The 16144-nt window shown below is 71.1% G+C and carries 14 protein-coding genes; 9 read left to right on the forward strand and 5 right to left on the reverse strand.

Features of this window, described 5'->3' with window-relative positions:
- Positions 1-217: 217 nt before the first annotated feature.
- Complete coding sequence (locus AB0O28_RS14830) at positions 218-1525, forward strand: ammonium transporter (RefSeq protein WP_363640175.1); 1308 nt, start codon at positions 218-220, stop codon at positions 1523-1525.
- Between the two features lie 81 nt (positions 1526-1606).
- Here AB0O28_RS14830 and AB0O28_RS14835 read toward each other — a convergent pair whose 3' ends face one another.
- On the reverse strand, positions 1607-3976 hold the full coding sequence (locus AB0O28_RS14835; RefSeq protein ID WP_363640177.1) for a LuxR C-terminal-related transcriptional regulator: 2370 nt from the start codon (positions 3974-3976) through the stop codon (positions 1607-1609).
- Positions 3977-4335: 359 nt separating this feature from the next.
- Between AB0O28_RS14835 and AB0O28_RS14840 the strand changes: the two genes are divergently transcribed.
- The gene (locus tag AB0O28_RS14840; protein WP_363640179.1) at positions 4336-5241 is read left to right on the forward strand and encodes an MBL fold metallo-hydrolase; all 906 of its coding nucleotides are present in this window, start codon (positions 4336-4338) and stop codon (positions 5239-5241) included.
- Positions 5242-5343: 102 nt separating this feature from the next.
- Here the strand turns inward: AB0O28_RS14840 and AB0O28_RS14845 are convergent, their stop codons facing one another.
- The 4 genes from AB0O28_RS14845 to AB0O28_RS14860 all read right to left on the reverse strand — a co-directional run bounded on the left by AB0O28_RS14845 (position 5344) and on the right by AB0O28_RS14860 (position 9252).
- On the reverse strand, positions 5344-5616 hold the full coding sequence (locus AB0O28_RS14845) for a GlsB/YeaQ/YmgE family stress response membrane protein (protein ID WP_363640461.1): 273 nt from the start codon (positions 5614-5616) through the stop codon (positions 5344-5346).
- 197 nt (positions 5617-5813) lie between these two features.
- Positions 5814-7004, reverse strand: a complete 1191-nt coding sequence (locus AB0O28_RS14850; RefSeq protein ID WP_363640181.1) for a cytochrome P450 — start codon at positions 7002-7004, stop codon at positions 5814-5816.
- A gap of 126 nt (positions 7005-7130) precedes the next feature.
- On the reverse strand, positions 7131-8219 hold the full coding sequence (locus AB0O28_RS14855; protein ID WP_363640183.1) for a M20 family metallopeptidase: 1089 nt from the start codon (positions 8217-8219) through the stop codon (positions 7131-7133).
- 19 nt (positions 8220-8238) lie between these two features.
- Positions 8239-9252, reverse strand: coding sequence for a LacI family DNA-binding transcriptional regulator (locus AB0O28_RS14860; protein WP_363640185.1), 1014 nt, complete (start codon positions 9250-9252; stop codon positions 8239-8241).
- 206 nt (positions 9253-9458) lie between these two features.
- Here AB0O28_RS14860 and AB0O28_RS14865 point away from each other — a divergent pair, with 206 nt between their 5' ends.
- The 7 genes from AB0O28_RS14865 to AB0O28_RS14895 all read left to right on the forward strand — a co-directional run bounded on the left by AB0O28_RS14865 (position 9459) and on the right by AB0O28_RS14895 (position 16093).
- Positions 9459-10439 (forward strand): substrate-binding domain-containing protein, encoded by a 981-nt coding sequence (locus AB0O28_RS14865; protein WP_363640187.1) that lies wholly within the window; start codon positions 9459-9461, stop codon positions 10437-10439.
- A 17-nt stretch (positions 10440-10456) separates the two neighbouring features.
- Positions 10457-11236 (forward strand): ATP-binding cassette domain-containing protein, encoded by a 780-nt coding sequence (locus AB0O28_RS14870; protein ID WP_363640189.1) that lies wholly within the window; start codon positions 10457-10459, stop codon positions 11234-11236.
- On the forward strand, positions 11233-12258 hold the full coding sequence (locus tag AB0O28_RS14875) for an ABC transporter permease (protein ID WP_363640191.1): 1026 nt from the start codon (positions 11233-11235) through the stop codon (positions 12256-12258). Before AB0O28_RS14870 ends, AB0O28_RS14875 begins: the two co-directional genes overlap by 4 nt.
- A gap of 23 nt (positions 12259-12281) precedes the next feature.
- Positions 12282-13313 carry a phosphotriesterase-related protein gene (locus AB0O28_RS14880; protein ID WP_363640193.1) on the forward strand — a complete coding sequence of 344 codons (1032 nt, stop codon included), beginning with the start codon at positions 12282-12284 and terminating at the stop codon, positions 13311-13313.
- Between the two features lie 78 nt (positions 13314-13391).
- Positions 13392-14141 carry a glutamine amidotransferase gene (locus AB0O28_RS14885; RefSeq protein ID WP_363640195.1) on the forward strand — a complete coding sequence of 250 codons (750 nt, stop codon included), beginning with the start codon at positions 13392-13394 and terminating at the stop codon, positions 14139-14141.
- Position 14142: 1 nt separating this feature from the next.
- Positions 14143-15084, forward strand: a complete 942-nt coding sequence (locus tag AB0O28_RS14890) for a nucleoside hydrolase (RefSeq protein WP_363640197.1) — start codon at positions 14143-14145, stop codon at positions 15082-15084.
- Between the two features lie 67 nt (positions 15085-15151).
- Positions 15152-16093 (forward strand): ribokinase, encoded by a 942-nt coding sequence (locus AB0O28_RS14895; RefSeq protein ID WP_363640199.1) that lies wholly within the window; start codon positions 15152-15154, stop codon positions 16091-16093.
- The last annotated feature ends 51 nt before the right edge of the window (positions 16094-16144 follow it).

Here is a 16144-nt window from a genome sequence, read left to right on the forward strand (position 1 = left end):
GGCCGGTCCGCTGGGCGTTCGTGCGCCACCGCCGGCGGCGAGCGGGCCATGTGTGAGGAGCCGGTAACGCCCCCGCAACAGAACCGGTGATGCCCTCGGAACAGGAAACACCTCGGTAACACTCCCGAATACGCCGTGAAACGGCCGGCGGTGAGTCTCATGGTGCGCCCGTGGCGGAACCCGCGGACGACCACCGTGAGGAGTGTGAGGCGATGACATGCCGGTGAAGGTAGACGGGGGCGCCACCGCCTGGCTCCTGGCCTGTACCGCGCTCGTCCTGCTGATGACGCCGGGCCTGGCCTTCTTCTACGGCGGGATGGTCAGGGCCAAGAGCGTGCTCAACATGATCATGATGAGCTTCGTCTCGATCGCCCTGGTCACCCTCGTCTGGCTGGCCGCCGGATACAGCCTGGCGTTCGGCCCCGACATCGGGGGAGTGATCGGCGGCCTGGCCCACGTGGGGCTGCACGACATCACCACCGGATCGGTCACCGGGCAGGTGCCGACGCTGCTGTTCGCGACGTTCCAGCTCACCTTCGCCGTCATCACCGCGGCGCTGATCAGCGGTGCCATCGCCGACCGGGCCCGCTTCTCGGCCTGGATGGTCTTCGTCCCCGTGTGGGCGCTCGTGGTCTACGCCCCCATCGCGCACTGGGTGTGGGGCCCCGGTGGCTGGATCCAATCCATGGGCACTCTCGACTACGCGGGCGGCCTGGTCGTGGAGATCACCTCGGGGGCCTCCGGGCTCGCCATGGCGCTGGTGCTCGGGCCGCGGATCGGGTTCAAGGCCGAGGCCATGCGGCCGCACAACCTGCCCCTGGTGCTGCTCGGCGCCGGGCTGCTGTGGTTCGGCTGGTTCGGATTCAACGCCGGCTCCGCGCTGGCCGCGGACGGCACCGCCGCCGCGGTCTTCCTCAACACCCTGGCCGCGGGGTGCACCGGCCTTCTGGGCTGGCTGCTGGTGGAGCAGCGCCGCGACGGCCGCCCCACCACGTTCGGGGTCGCTTCGGGCGTCGTGGCCGGGCTGGTCGCGATCACACCGTCGTGCGGATCGGTCGACGTGCTGGGTGCCCTGGTGATCGGCCTGGCCGCGGGCATGATCTGCTCGCAGGCGGTCGGCTGGAAGTTCCGGCACGGCTACGACGACTCCCTCGACGTGGTCGGCGTGCATCTGGTCGGGGGCATCGTCGGCACCCTGTTCATCGGGCTGCTCGCCACCCGCACGCTCACCGGCGCCGACGGTCCCCGTGGCCTGCTGTACGGGGGCGGTCTGACCCAGCTGGGCAAGCAGGCGATGGCGGTCCCGGTGGTCGCGCTGTACGCCTTCGCGGTCACCTACGGCATCGGCACACTGATCCACCGGCTGATGGGCTTCCGCGTGAGCGAGGAGGACGAGGTGTCCGGCGTCGACCTGGCGCTGCACGCGGAGACCGCGTACGACCACGGCGTGCTCGACCACGCCGTCCGGCTGCGCGCCAACCGCGTGGTCCCGGCGGCACAGCAGGATCCACGTCAGACGACGTGACCGTCCGGCGACGCGGACGCGACGCGGCGGCCGCAACCGCCGGGCGGCGTCCGGTCCGCCGCATCGTCGCGTGCCGCCAGGTCAGGTGCTCGACCGTCCTCGGGTGACCCAGGTCGCGATCTGAACCCGTGACGTGAAACCCAGTTTGGTCAAAATGTTCTGGACGTGCGTCTCCGCCGTACGCGACGAGATGACGAGCTTCCTCGCTATCTCCGGATTGCTCAGCCCCTGCGCGACGAGGCCCGCGATCTCCCTCTCCCGGGGAGTGAGAGAGCCGGCGGCGCCGCCGCTGGTCTCGCCTTCCGGGCATGTCACCCCTGACTCCGCCATCTCGAACACCGCCCGTTCGGGCAGCCGCTCGCCCTCGACGGTGCACATTTCGAAGCGGTCGGCGCCGAGGGCGGATCGGAGGCGGAGCACGCACCGGTCCTGGTAGGGGGCGAGATGCGCGTGATAGGGGAACGAGGTGCCGATCTCACCCCAGATCCGGCGCGTCGCCCCGAGGAGCCTGGCGGCGAACCTCGCGTCCCCGCACTGTGCGCTCATCCAGGCGATCGCTTGAAGACCGAGAGAGCCACCGAGCCGGTCGCCGTGGGAGCGACCGGCGCGTACCGCCGCCCGTTCGTGCTCGATGGCGAGCACCGTGTCGCCCATCTCCCACTCCGCGATGCCCAGGATCCAGAGCGCGTAGATCGTGACCCAGGTGGCGCCGGACGTCTCGCACCGCGCCAGGCACTCCGAGGCGACTGCCCGGGCGCGAGAGTGATCGCCGAGGGCGAGGGCGGCCTGGGCCAGCCGCAGAAGGGCCAGGGCGCCGCTGACGGCGTCCTTCCGCTCCCGGTAGCCGGCGAGTGCCGTGTCGACGAGTTCGAGCGTGCGCTCGAAGTCGCCGTGGAACAGGGCGACCAGGCCCCACATGTCCGTGACGTGGTGGGAGATACCGGCGTCGTCGAGCTGCCGGCTCAGCAGCTCACACTCGGTGAGCAGGGCGGTCACCCGGTCGAAGTCGCCCTGCAGCGCGGCGAGCCACGCGTTCGCCCACAGGGCGTTGGCCCGCGCGGCCGTCGCCCGGGTCTCCGCCTCCAGCAGCCGGTCGAACCAGCGGCGTCCCTCAGTGAGCAGATTCAGCGCGCGCCAGTGCAGCCACAGGGCGGCGGCCATCCGCAGGCCGGACTCCGCCTCTCCTTCGGTAGCGAGGCAGAACTCCAGGGCGGCCCGGAAGTTCGCCTGGTCACGCCGGGCGCGACTCTGCCAGCCGGCCTCCAGCGCTCGCGTGCATCCCAGCTCGGCGCTCTCGGCCAGCCGCAGGTAGTAGTCGCGGTGCCGGCGCCGCACGGCCGCGGCCGTCTCGCTGCCGAGGGCCAGGCGCTCCGCGCCGTACTGACGGATCGTCTCGAGGAGCCGGTAGCGCACACGTCCGTCGTACTCCTCGCGTATGAGGATCGACTTCTCCACGAGGGCGGCGACCGTGTCGAGGATCCTCACCCGGGGAAGATCCTCGCAGGAGCAGACCTCCTCCACCGCCTCCAGTTCGAAGCCGCCGGAGAAGACCGACAGCCTCGCCCACAACCGCTGCTCCTCCTGAGAGCAGAGGTCGTGACTCCAGTCCATGAGTCCCCGAAGCGTCTTCTGCCGCGGCCGGGCCGTGGTGCTGCCCTGGTTGAGCAACCGGTAGCGCTGGTCCAGCCGTTGAAGGATCTGACGTACGGACAGCGCCCGCAGCCGCACCGCCGCCAGTTCGATGGCGAGCGGAAGGCCGTCCAGCTGGGCGCACAACGCGGCCACGTCGTGGGCGTTGTCCGCGGTGAGCCGGAAGTCGGGCAGGACCGCGGTCGCCCGGTCCAGGAACAGCTTCACCGCGTCGTAGCCCTGGAGATCGTCCGGCCCGGTCACGGCTGCGGGGTCCGGCGCTCCCAGGGGTGGCAGCACCAGCGAGTGCTCGCCGGGCAGTCCGAGAGGCTGCCGGCTCGTGCTCAGAACGCGCAACCCCGGACAGGCCCGCAGCAGGCAGCCCACGATCTCCGCGCACGCGTCCCGAAGGTGCTCGCAGTTGTCGAGCAGCAGGAGCAGCCGCCGCCGGGCCAGCGCTGTCGCGAGGACGGTCATGGGCTCCTGCGCCGACCCGTCGGCGACGCCGAAGGCGGACATGATCGCGTGCGGCACGAGCGCGGGATCCCGCAGGGCCGAAAGGTCGACCATCCAGACGCCCGCGTCGAACTCCCCGCTCAGCTCCTTCGCCACATGCAGCGCCAGCCGGGTCTTCCCTACGCCGCCAGTGCCGGTCACGGTGACCAGGCGGGTGGTGGACAGCAGTTCCCTGATGCGGACGGCCGAGCGCCGCCTGCCGACGAACGTCGTGATCTCGGTGGAAAGAACCGCGCCGGAAAGGCGAACGGCCGCTCTCGCCATGATCACCTCGGGGCAGGTGAAGTGCCGGAAACTCCCGGTCAACGGTAGGTCCCCTGCGGGGATTCGGTCAAAGTCCGATCCCACCTACGTACGAAACCGTTCGCCCGCGCCTACGTACCCGGGATACGTGGAAACCCGGAGGCGGGCGGGGGCCGGGGGTGACTACGGTGACGCCACCACACCGGAAAACACGCGATCACCGGCCCGGCCAAGGCCGTCTCTCTCAAAGGCCGGCCCCCTACGGCATCGCCTGCGGGCAGCTCCACGCCGGGAACGCGGCGACCACCGTGCCGTTCGGCGGGCGGGGCCGATCCAGCCGTCGCCACTCCACTTCACGGCAGCACTTCACAGAAGGAGACATTCGACATGAGCTCCCACCCTGATACGGCGAGGACCGGTCCGTGAACGACCTGCACCTGGGAGAGGCCGCGATCAGCCGGGTGACCGAGCTGGAGCGATGGCCCTTCATTTCGAAAGAGCTGTTTCCCGCGATCACCGACGAGATCGCTGAGCGGGCCGCCCGGGACCTGGGACCGCGCTTCGTCGATGCGGTCACGGGCGAGCTGATCCTCAGCATCAACTGCTACGTCATCCGCGCGGCCGGTCGGATCATCGTCGTCGACAGCGGGAACGGCAACTTCAAGGAGCGCCCGGCGCTGCTCGCCCACCATCGGTTCGACACCCCCTACCTGGAGCGGCTCGCCGCGGCGGGAGTGCGCCCGGAGGAGGTGGACGTCGTGGTGTCCACCCACCTTCACCCCGACCACTGCGGATGGAACACCAGACTGGAGGCGGGCCGCTGGACGCCCACGTTTCCCAATGCCGTCTACCTCTTCGGCCGGAGCGAGTTCGAGTGGCTGGAGGCGCTGTTCCGCTCCGACCCGGACGACCCGGTGCTCGCCGATCTCGCCCACACGTTCGCCGACAGCGTCGAGCCGGTCGTACGCGCCGAGCAGGCCGTGCTGGTCGGCGAGGAGCACGTGGTCCTCGACGAGGGCGGCGTCCGGGTTTCGCTGCGCGGCATGCCCGGGCACACGGGCGGGCACCTGGCAGTGGACGTGTACGGCGGTGGCCGCCACGCCCTCTTCAGCGGTGACGTGATCCATCACCCGCTGCAGTTCGCCGTGCCGGAGCTCGCGCAGGGCGGCGACCAGGACCCGGAACAGGCGGCCCGCACCCGTCGCGCGCTGATGGAGGAGTGCGCCGCCGACCGGACCATCCTGCTGCCCGCCCACTTCCCCGGCCCGGCCGCCGGCCGGGTAATCCGGGAAGGCGGCCGCTTCTCCTTCGACTGGCTGCCGGACTGACCCCGGTCCCCGCGATCTTGGTGAGCGTGCCCCGGCCCAGACCCCGGCGGCCCCGGTCCGGATGACGTGGACCGGGGCCGCCGGGGCAGAAGCACGGGTCGTCTAGTCGAGGCGACGCCTGCCGTACAGGCTGGCGGTCAGGATGACTCCGACCGCGGCGAGAACCACCTGGAGGATCAGTTCGATCCAGTCGATGCCGCGGGTGTCGGCGACCCCCAGGGCTCCCGCGATCGCCGTACCGATGAGGGCGGCGACGATGCCGATCACGATGGTCAGCCAGATCGGGATGCTCTGACGTCCGGGTACGACGAGCCGGCCGAGCGCGCCGATGACAAGCCCGATGATTATGGCGGAAATGATGCCTGTTACGGCCATTACTTCACGCTCCCATGGTTGACTGTCCCAGCTTGTGCCCTTACGGGCAGGTTCGACACATAACAAATCGGTAGCCGGCAGCCCCATCGCCGTGTTCGTCCAGCTCATACAGGCCGTCATCGCATGCGCGACCTCTGCCTCGGCGGGACGTCGGTGAAGTGGCCGTCGGGCCGGGTGCTCGGCGGTGAGCGGGACGCCTACCAGGCGACCGGCATCGTGGTCAGGCCGTGTACGACGGTGAGGGAGCGGAACACGGGCTCGCCCGCCGGTCGCAGACCGGGAAACCTGCGCAGCAGGGCGGGGAACGCGATGCGCATCTCCATGCGGGCCAGGGGAGCGCCGAGACAATGATGGACGCCGTGTCCGAATGCGACGTGGCCGATGACATCCCGGCGGATGTCCAGGTCGTCCGGGTTCGGGACGAGCCCGGGGTCGCGGTTGGCGGCGGGAAGGGAGCAGACGACGGTCTCGCCGGGGCCGATGGTCCGATCGCCCAGCCGGACCTCGGTCGTGGTCATCTTGACCGTCCCGGAGTGCACGATGCTCAGCCACCGCAGCAGTTCCTCGACGGCGGCGTCCACGCGGTGCGGCTCGTCGCGCAGCAGCGTGAGCTGACCGGGGTGCCGCAGCAGGGCGAGTGTGCCCAAAGACAGCATGTTGGCCGTGGTCTCGTGCCCGGCGAGCAGCAGCAGGGTGCCGATGCCGGTGAGTTCGGCGTCGCTCAACTCGTCGCCGTGCTCGCGTACGAGCATCCCGAGCAGCTCCTCACCGGGATCGGCCCGGATCGCCTTGATCAGGCCGGCGATGTAGGCCCGAGCCTCCGCCGCCGCGGCCGCGCGTTCGTCCGGAGGCAGGGACACGTCCAGCATCCGCTTGGACGTCCCCTGGAAACCGGCACGGTCGGCGTACGGCACGCCCAGCAGTTCGCAGATCACCAGGGAGGGGACCGGGAGGGCGAAGTCCGTCACCAGATCGGCGGGCGGCCCGCCGCGCTCCATGGCGTCCAGATGGTCGTCGACGATCTGCTGGACTCTGGGCTCCAGACGGCGCATACGGCGGACGGTGAACTGGGCCGTGAGCATCCGGCGCAGCCGGGTGTGCTCCGGAGGGTCGGAGCCGAGCAGGTTGCCCGCGCGCATCGCGGCGGTCTCCTCCCGGCTGGGCGGTGGTGCGCCGGGCGGCCGGAGCGGAGGCACGAGCGCGTTGCTGTACAGCTCGGGATGGCTCAGAACGGTACGGACATCCTCGAACCTGGTGACCAGCCAGGCGTCGGTGCCGAACACGGTGCGGATCCGGGCCACCCCCTCGTCGTTCCGCAGTGCGGAGAGCTCCGGGGCGGGATGGAATCCGTCCCGTCGCATGTGCAGGGGCGTGGACGTGTCGCGCACGCGACCTCCTCGGGTCACCGGCAGATTGATGATCGCTTTGCCGCAATCCGACCATAACCGCCCGGTGTTCGCCGTGGACCGCCGTGACACGACTGTGGCGGCCGCGTCGCCGGGCCGCTCACGTGATCAGGCGAACCGCCCCAGGGCGGCGGTGTAGATCTCGACGGCCTCCTCGATCCGGTGGACCAGGCAGTATTCGTCGGTGACGTGCGCCTGTTCGGGCTCGCCAGGGCCGCAGATGACGGTGGGTCCCCCGCCACAGGCGGCGGCGAGGATCGAGGCGTCGGTGAAGTAGCTGGCCGCCGGCCGGTCGCCGGGAGCGCCCGCCCCCGCCTCGACCAGGGCCCGGACGAAGGGGTCGTCCGGCTCCGTCCAGATCGCGGGCAGGTCCACGAGCACGTCGAGGGTGGCGTCGTCACCGAGCGCGGCCCGCAACCGCTCGCGAAGCCGTCCGTGGTCCTGGCCGGCGACCGTGCGCAGGTCGATCGTCGCGGTGGCCAGGTCGGGCACCGAGTTGACGTTGATCCCGCCGCGCACCGTTCCCACGTTCACCGTGGACGGGCCGAGGAAGGGGTGGTCGGGCACTCCGGTGTCGAACGTCTCGACGGCGCCGATCACCCGGGCGATCTTGTAGATCGCGTTGTCGCCCAGATGCGGCATCGAGCCGTGCGCGGTCGTGCCCCGCGTCGTGGCCTCCAGCCAGAGCGCGCCCTTGTGCCCGAGCAGCACCCGGTTGGCGGTCGGCTCGGCCACCAGCAGCGCGCGCGACCTGCCCACCAGGCCCGCGGCCGCCATGCCGGCCGCGCCCTCGCACCCGGTCTCCTCGCCGACGGTGAAGACGATCTCCAGGGCGGCCTTCGACCCGGTGCGGCGCACATGCCGCTCGGCGGCGACCACCAGCGCGGCGACGCCGGCCTTCATGTCGCTCGAGCCGCGCCCGTACAGGCGGTCGCCGTCGATGTCCGCGCCGTGCGGCGCGTGCCGCCACGCCTGCCCGCCCAAGGGCACCGTGTCGAGGTGCCCGGTCAGTGTCACCGGCACGCCCGTTCCCCAGCGGGCGATCAGCCCCGTGCGGCCGGGGGCGTGCTCGTGCCGCCGCACCGCGAAACCGGCGTCGGACAGCCGTCCGGCCAGCGGCTCGGCCACCGCGGCCTCGCCCCCGCCCACCGAGTCGATCCTGATCAGCTCGCGTGCCAGCGCCACCGCCTCGTTCACGCGGACTCCCTTCCCTCGCTCACTGCGCGTCGGCCCGCACCGGCCGGCTGCTCTGCCGTACGACGAGTCGTGGCGCGATGGCGATGCGCTGCGCGGGCCGCGGATCGGCGGCTTTGACCTGGCCGAGCAGGCGCACCGCCTCCGCCGCCATCTCCTCCACGGGCTGCCGCACCGTGCTGAGCGGCGGGTCGCACATCGTCGCGTGCCCGACGTCGTCGAACCCGACCACCGACACGTCCTCGGGGACGCGCGCCCCGCCGAACCGCAGCGCCCGCACCAGGCCCACGGCGATCTCGTCGTTCGCGCAGACCACCGCGTCCGGCAGCGGGCCGGCGCCGAGCAGCCTGCGCCCGGCCTCGATACCCCATTCGAGGGTGAACTCGCCCAGCAGCGGCTCCCGGACCTCCACCCCGGCCCGCGCCGCCGCGCGTTCGAACCCGCTGAGCCGCAGCCGGGCGGAGGAGCTCACCAGCCGGCTGCCCGCGAAGACCACAGAGCGGGCCCCGCCCGCGATCACGTGTTCGACCGCCAGAACCAGCCCGGCCTCGTCGTCCACGCCCACCCAGTCGGCCGCGCCGCCCTCGATGTGGCGGTCGAGCTGCACGAGGGGCACCCGGCGGGCCGCGTCCAGCACGGCGGGGACGCTGGCCTCGATGTCGCACGGACTGATGATCAGCCCGTCCACGCGCCGGGCCAGCAGGGTCTCCAGTCTCCGCGCCTCGACCTGGGGATCGTACCTGGACGAGCACAGCAGCAGGTCCGTGCCGGAGTTCTGCAGCTCGCGCTCGACGGCCTCGACGATCGTGGTGAAGAACGGGTTGCCGATGCCCGGCACGACCATGCCGATGGTGCCGGTCGTCTGGTCGCGCAGCGCCTTGGCGACCGCGTTCGGCTGGTACCCGAGCTCGGCGGCGGCGCGCGCCACCCGCTCGGCGACCTCGGGCGTGACCTTACGCCGTCCGGAGAGCGCGCGGGAGGCCGAGGCCACGGAGACGCCGGCCGCGCGGGCCACGTCGTGAATCGTCACGCCCATCGTGTAATCGATTTCCCTTAATCTTTGCCAACGATCGACCTTGCCGCCCCTTGCGATGCTGGGATCACACGGAACGATAGAGGTTCTGTGAAAAAACTGCACCTTGACGGTGCTTTTTGGGTCGCACTAGCATGCCCGGCACTCGGGTAATCGATTACCCAATCGATCTCACTCCATCCCGGCCCCCTCCGAAAGGCACATCTCCTATGGCTCGATCCACGAGGCTCATCCGCCTGACGGCGGCGACGACGATCCTGGCCACCGGCCTGCTGGCGTCGGCCTGCGGCGGCTCGGACGACTCCGGCGCTTCCGGGGACTCCGGCGGAGACAGGCCGCGGATCGGACTGGTCCAGATCAACCAGCAGGCGATCTTCTTCAACGAGATGAACGCCGGCGCCCAGCAGGCGGCGAAGGAGGCGAACGTCGATCTCACGATCTTCAACGCCAACGACGACCCGGCCAAGCAGAACGAGGCCGTCGACAACTTCGTCCAGCAGCAGTTCGACGCGGTCATCGTGGTCGCCATCGACGTCGAGGGCATCAAGCCCGCGGTGAAGATCGCCAAGGACGCCGGGCTCAAGGTCGTCGCCGTCGACGCCATCGTCGACTCGCCCGCGGTGGACACGCAGGTGGGTGTGGACAACGCCGCGGCCGCCCAGCAGGCGGGCGACTTCGTCAACAAGTGGGCCCAGGCGCAGGGCCTGAAGGCGCCGAAGATCGGCGTGGTGGGCGCGCTGAACTCCTTCATCCAGAACATCCGCAAGGACGACTTCAACAAGACCGTCGAGGGCGCGGGCGCCTCGATCGTGCAGACCGTCGACGGACAGAACAAGCAGGAGACCGCGATGACGGCCGCGGAGAACCTGCTCACCTCGCGCTCCGACATGAACATCGTGTACGCCACCGGCGAGCCGGCCCTGCTCGGCACGGTCGCGGCGGTCAAGTCGCAGAACGCGGGCGACAAGGTCAAGGTCTTCGGCTGGGACCTGACCAAGGAGGCCATCAACGGCATCGACGAGGGATTCGTCGCCGGAGTGGTCCAGCAGGACCCGAAGACCGAGGGCTACGAGGCCGTCAAGGAGGCCAAGGCCCTGGTCGGCGGCGCCCAGGCCAAGAAGAAGATCGACGTGCCCGTGACGATCGTGACCAAGGACAACGTCGACCCGTACCGCGCCACCTTCAAGTGAGCGGCGAAGGGACTCGCATGACGGACCAAGAGACGGGTCGCGTTGACCGGGTGGTCATGCGCGACATCCGCAAGCGCTACGGAATGGTCGACGCGCTGCGCGGCCCGACGCTGCGCGTCGGCCCCGGAGAGGTGGTGGGGCTCGTCGGCGACAACGCGGCCGGCAAGTCCACCCTCATGAAGGTGCTGGCCGGCGCCGTCGTGCCGGACTCCGGCGAGATCGTCTTCGACGGCCGGCCGGTCTCCTTCGCCAGCCCGAAGGACGCCCGCGAGCTGGGCATCGAGATGGTCTACCAGGACCTCGCGCTCTGCGACGACATCGACGTGGCGGGGAACCTGTTCCTCGGCAGGGAGCCGCGCAAGGCCGGCGGGATGATGCTCGACCTGCGCAAGATGCACGCGGACGCCAGGCGCCACCTGGACGCCCTGAACATCAGGATTCCGCTGACCGACATCCCCGTCGGAGGGCTGTCGGGCGGCCAGCGGCAGGCGGTCGCCATCGCCCGGGCGGTGACGTTCGGGCCCAAGCTGCTCATCCTCGACGAGCCGACGGCGGCGCTCGCCGTCGCCGAGGTCGAGACCGTCCTCGAACTGATCAAGACGGTCTCGGCGCAGGGCGTCTCGGTGATCCTCATCACGCACCGCCTGCAGGACCTCTTCCGGGTCTGCGACCGGCTATGCGTCATGTACGAGGGCACGCTCAGGGCCGACCTGGACGCCCAGAACACGAGCCTCGAACGGCTCGTGTCCGAGATCGTCGCCCACGACGAGGGAGACAAGGAGGGGAGTCGACGGTGACCCCCACCAAGACCGGAACCAGCCACGGAACCAGCCAGCGGGTCGTCACCACCAGGTCGGCCCGGGCCAACGCCCACATCGGCCGGCACGCGCAGACGATCGCGATCGCGGTCGTGCTGGTGGTCCTGCTGATCTTCTTCGCGTTCTCCGCCGACCGGTTCGCCACGACGGGCAACATACTCAACCTGTTGCGGCAGATCGCCCCCACGCTGGTCGTCGCGACCGCGATGACCTTCGTGATCAGCACCTCGGGCATCGACCTGTCGGTCGGCTCCACGGTCGCGCTGTCCGGGTCGCTGCTCGCGATCGTGCTGCAGCACGGGTGGAACCCCACCCTCGCCCTGGTCGCGATCCTCGCGCTCGGCGCGCTGCTCGGTTTCGTGAACGGATGGTTCTCCTCCTACCAGAACATCCCGCCGTTCATCGTCACGCTCGCGATGTTGTCGATCATGCGGGGTACGGCGCTGCGCGCCACCGAGGGCTACTCGACCCCCATCGACGGAGATCTCTGGATCGTCCAGATCGGCCAGGGCCGCATCGCCGGGGTGCCCGTCCCGGCCATCCTCGCCGTGGTCGTCGCGCTCGTCGGCTGGTTCGTCCTCACGCGGACGCCGTTCGGCCGCTATGTCATCGGCCTCGGCTCCAACGGCGAGTCGCTGCGCCGCACCGGTGTGAACACGCGGAAGATCGGGCTGACCGTCTACGTGCTCACCGGCCTGGCGGCGGCGATCGCGGGCGTGCTGATCGCCACCCGCCTCAGCTCCGGCTCGTCCAACGCCGGCACCGGCTTCGAGCTGGAGGTCATCACCGCCGTCGTGCTCGGCGGCACCAGCCTCTTCGGCGGCCGGGCGAGCATGCTCGGCACGATCCTCGGCGCGCTCACGCTCGGCGTGATCGCCAACGGCCTGGTGCTGCTGCACGTCTCGCCGTTCTACGTGCAGATCGTCCAGGGCGCCATCCTGCTGCTGGCGATCTTCGCCAACAGCAAGGTGTGGGCGAAGTTCGGGGCGATACGGAAATGACCTCCGCAGCCCGGCCTCCGGCCGTGACGACGGTGCTCGGCCCGGTGTCCCCCGACGACCTCGGGATCACCCTCTGCCACGAGCACCTGCGCAACGACGGCGCCCGCGCCTGGCACCCCGCGCACGAGGGCGACGCCGAGGGCGAGCTGGTCGCCCGCGACCCCGTGCGGATCGAGTTCCTCGGCAGGCTCCGCAACGACCCGTACCTCTCCCGCGACAACGTGTCGCTGGACGACACGGGGACCGCGATCGAGGAGGTGCGCAGGTTCGCCGAGCGCGGCGGGCGCACCCTGCTCGAGGTGACCCCCGAGGGGATCGGGCGGGCGCCCGCCGAGCTGGTCGCGATCGCCCGCGCCACCGGGCTCAACATCGTCATGGGCTGCGGGTTCTACCTGCAGAAGACCCACCCAGCCCGGGTCCGCTCGATGAGCGCGGCGGACGTCGCCGACGAGATCGAGCGCGACCTGGTCGAGGGCGTCGACGGCGTACGCGCCGGAGTCATCGGCGAGATCGGCGTCTCGCCGGACTTCACCGCCGAGGAGGAGAAGGTGCTGCGCGGCGCCGCCCGGGCGCAGGCCCGCACCGGCGTGCCACTGTCGGTCCACCTCCCCGGCTGGGTGCGGTACGGCCACCGCGTGCTCGACGTCGTCGCCGAGGAGGGCGGTCTGCTCTCCGGCACCGTGCTCTCGCACCTGAACCCCAGCGGGGCCGACCGCGACTACCAGGTGTCCCTCGCCCTGCGCGGGGCCTACCTCGGCTACGACATGTGCGGCATGGACTACCTCTACCCGGGCGAGGGCCAGTCCCCGTGCGACGAGGAGAACGCCGCCGCGGTGGCGTGGCTGGTCCGCGCCGGGCTCGGAGGCCGGGTGCTGCTCTCCCAGGACGTGTTCCTGAAGACCATGCTCGTCCGCTACGGCGGCACCGGCTACGCCCACATCCTGACCCACTTCGTCCCGCGCCTGCACCGGCACGGGCTGACCGCCGGCGACACCACCCGGCTGCTCGCGGACAACCCGCGCGAGCTCTTCCTCGCCGCCGCGCGCGGCCACTGATCACACAGAGCCGCGCGGCTCCTGATAACACGGAGCCGCCGCGCGGCTTGAGAACACAGAACAGAAGGAGACGATTTCATGACCCGCGTGCTGGTCGCCGGCGAATCATGGGTGAGCCAGTCGACCCACTACAAGGGCTTCGACGCGTTCACCACGACCACCTACCACACCGGTATCGATCCGCTGCGGGACGTCCTGGTGGCCGACGGCATCGAGGTCGACCACCTGCCCGCGCACGACGTGCCCGCGTTGTTCCCCGGCACGCCCGAGGCGCTGGCCGCCTACGACGTGATCGTCCTGTCCGACATCGGGGCCAACAGCATCCTGCTGCACCCGGCCACCTGGCTGTCCAGCGAGAAGACCGTCAACCGGATCGACCTGCTGGCCGACTGGGTGGAGCGGGGCGGCGGCCTCGCCATGGCCGGCGGTTACCTGAGCTTCCAGGGCTTCGAGGCGAAGGCCGCCTTCGCCGGCACGGCGGTCGAGCGGGTGCTCCCCGCCCGGATCTCCCGTTACGACGACCGCGTCGAGACCCCGCAGGGCGTGCCCGGCCTGCTCGCCGACGACGCGCACCCCATCGTGGCCGGGCTCGCCGCCCAGTGGCCCGACCTGCTCGGCTACAACCGTTTCACGCTGCCCGAGGACGCGACGCTGCTCGCGACCGTCGGCGGCGACCCCCTGCTCGCCGTACGGCAGGCCGGGGAGGGCCGGACGCTCGCGTGGGCGTCCGACATCGCGCCGCACTGGTGCCCGGACGAGTTCGTCTCCTGGGACGGCTACCGCACCCTGTTCACCCGGGCGGTCCGCTGGCTCGCGAAGGAGCTCTGACATGCCGATTCCGGTGATCCTCGACTGCGACCCCGGGCACGACGACGCCATGGCCATCCTGCTCGCGGTGGCCAGCCCGGCGATCGACCTGCGCGCGGTCACGACGGTCGCGGGAAACCAGACGGTGGAGAAGACCGCCCTCAACGCGCGGCGGATGCTGAGCCTGGCCGGCGTCACCGGCGTGCCGGTCGCCGCCGGCTGCGACCGCCCGCTGACGGCGCCGCTGGAGATCGGCGACTACGTGCACGGGGAGAGCGGCCTGGACGGCCCGGCGTTCGGGGAGCCGAGCGTCCCGCTGGACGCCCGCCACGGCGTGGATCTGATCCACGACACGCTGGCGTCCGCCGCCGAACCGGTGACCGTGGTGGCCATCGGGCCGCTGACGAACATCGCCACGCTGCTGCGCCGTCACCCGGAGGACCGCGAGCGGATCAGGGAAATCGTGATCATGGGTGGCTCCACGGATCGCGGCAACCACACGCCGTACGCGGAGTTCAACATCTACGCCGACCCGGAGGCGGCGGCGGAGGTGCTGGACAGCGGCGTGCCGACGACGTGGGTCGGGCTCAACGTCAGCCACCAGGCGCTGGTGACCGCCGATGTGCTCGCCAGGATCGAGGCGCTCGGCACCCCGCTCGCCCGCGTCTGCGTGGAACTGCTCACGTTCTTCGGCTCCAGCTACCACGAGACCTGGGGGTTCCCCGCGCCGCCGCTGCACGACCCGATCACGGTGGCGTACCTGATCGATCCCACGGTCCTGACCTACGAGCGGGTGGGCCTGCGGATCGAGCTGGACGGCCCGCACACCCGTGGGGCGACCGTGGCCGACCTCCACCGCCGGATGGACTGGGAGCCCAACGCGAACGTCGGGATCGGCCTCGACCGGGACCGGTTCTGGGATCTCATGATCGGTGCGATCGAGGCCCTCGGCCGGGCCGCCTGAGCGTCGCCGGCGCCGGCACCGCCGCGAGCTCGGTGCAGCACCAACAGCCTGGAACAGGAGAAACCTCATGGAACCGAATGGTGTCGTCGTCGTCGGGAGCATCTCGGCGGATGTCACCGCCTTCGCCCGCCGGCTTCCCCGCCGGGGGGAGACCGTTCTCGGCGACGACGTCACCCTGGTGCTGGGCGGGAAGGGCGCGAACCAGGCGGTCGCCGCCGCCCGCGCCGGAGCGCCCACCTGGCTGGTGGGCTGCGTCGGCACGGACGCGTTCGGCGAGATCGTGTCGTCGGCGCTGCGCTCCCACGGGGTGGCGCTGACGGAGATCCGCTCCGTCGGCACCCGCACGGGCGTCGCGCACATCAGGGTGGACGCCTCGGGCGAGAACGACATCGTCATGACTCCTCTCGCCAACGCGGACCTCAACACGGTGATGGTGGACGAGAGCATCCGGGCCGTGCGCGGCAAGGCGAGCGTGCTCCTCCTCCAGCTCGAGATCCCCGTCGACGTGGCCTGCCACGCCGCCGAGGCGGGCGCGGAGGCCGGCCTGACCGTGGTGCTCGACCCCGCGCCCGCGCAGCCGCTCCCCGACGGCGTCTGGCGGCACGTTTCCGTCGTCACCCCCAACGAGAGCGAGGCCGCGGCGCTGACCGGAATGCGGGTGGCCGACGCCGAGTCCGCCGAGCGGGCCGCGGGCTGGTTCCTCGACCGGGGCGTGCGGCACGCGCTCATCACGCTCGGCGGGGGCGGCGCCCTGTCGGTCACCCGCGAGCGCACCCGGCATTTCCCCGCCTACCCCGTCACCCCGGTGGACACCACCGCCGCCGGTGACGCCTTCACCGGCTTCCTGGGTGCGGCCCTCGCGGCCGGCCTCGACACCGCCACCGCCGTCCGCCGGGGGATGGCCGCCGGAGCGCTGGCGACGACGCTGCCCGGTGCCAGCCCCTCGCTGCCCGGCCGCACGGCGGTGGACGAACTGCTCGCCGCCGTGGCTGAGGAAGCCGCTCGCTGAGGCGCCCCGGTCCCGGAGAGCCGGCGGCAGGTGTCCGCTGTCAGTGGGGGC

Origin of the sequence: Microbispora sp. NPDC088329 (genome assembly GCF_040685655.1) — a bacterium.
In the GTDB taxonomy this organism is placed as follows: Bacteria; Actinomycetota; Actinomycetes; order Streptosporangiales; family Streptosporangiaceae; genus Microbispora.

What these genes read in the sequence shown, in the direction of transcription:
- AB0O28_RS14830 (WP_363640175.1), top strand. Translation starts at nt 218, where the DNA reads ATGCCGGTGAAGGTAGACGGGGGCGCCACCGCCTGGCTCCTGGCCTGT.
- AB0O28_RS14845 (WP_363640461.1), bottom strand. Translation starts at nt 5,616, where the DNA reads ATGGCCGTAACAGGCATCATTTCCGCCATAATCATCGGGCTTGTCATC.
- AB0O28_RS14860 (WP_363640185.1), bottom strand. Translation starts at nt 9,252, where the DNA reads ATGGGCGTGACGATTCACGACGTGGCCCGCGCGGCCGGCGTCTCCGTG.
- AB0O28_RS14865 (WP_363640187.1), top strand. Translation starts at nt 9,459, where the DNA reads ATGGCTCGATCCACGAGGCTCATCCGCCTGACGGCGGCGACGACGATC.
- AB0O28_RS14870 (WP_363640189.1), top strand. Translation starts at nt 10,457, where the DNA reads ATGACGGACCAAGAGACGGGTCGCGTTGACCGGGTGGTCATGCGCGAC.
- AB0O28_RS14885 (WP_363640195.1), top strand. Translation starts at nt 13,392, where the DNA reads ATGACCCGCGTGCTGGTCGCCGGCGAATCATGGGTGAGCCAGTCGACC.
- AB0O28_RS14890 (WP_363640197.1), top strand. Translation starts at nt 14,143, where the DNA reads ATGCCGATTCCGGTGATCCTCGACTGCGACCCCGGGCACGACGACGCC.
- AB0O28_RS14895 (WP_363640199.1), top strand. Translation starts at nt 15,152, where the DNA reads ATGGAACCGAATGGTGTCGTCGTCGTCGGGAGCATCTCGGCGGATGTC.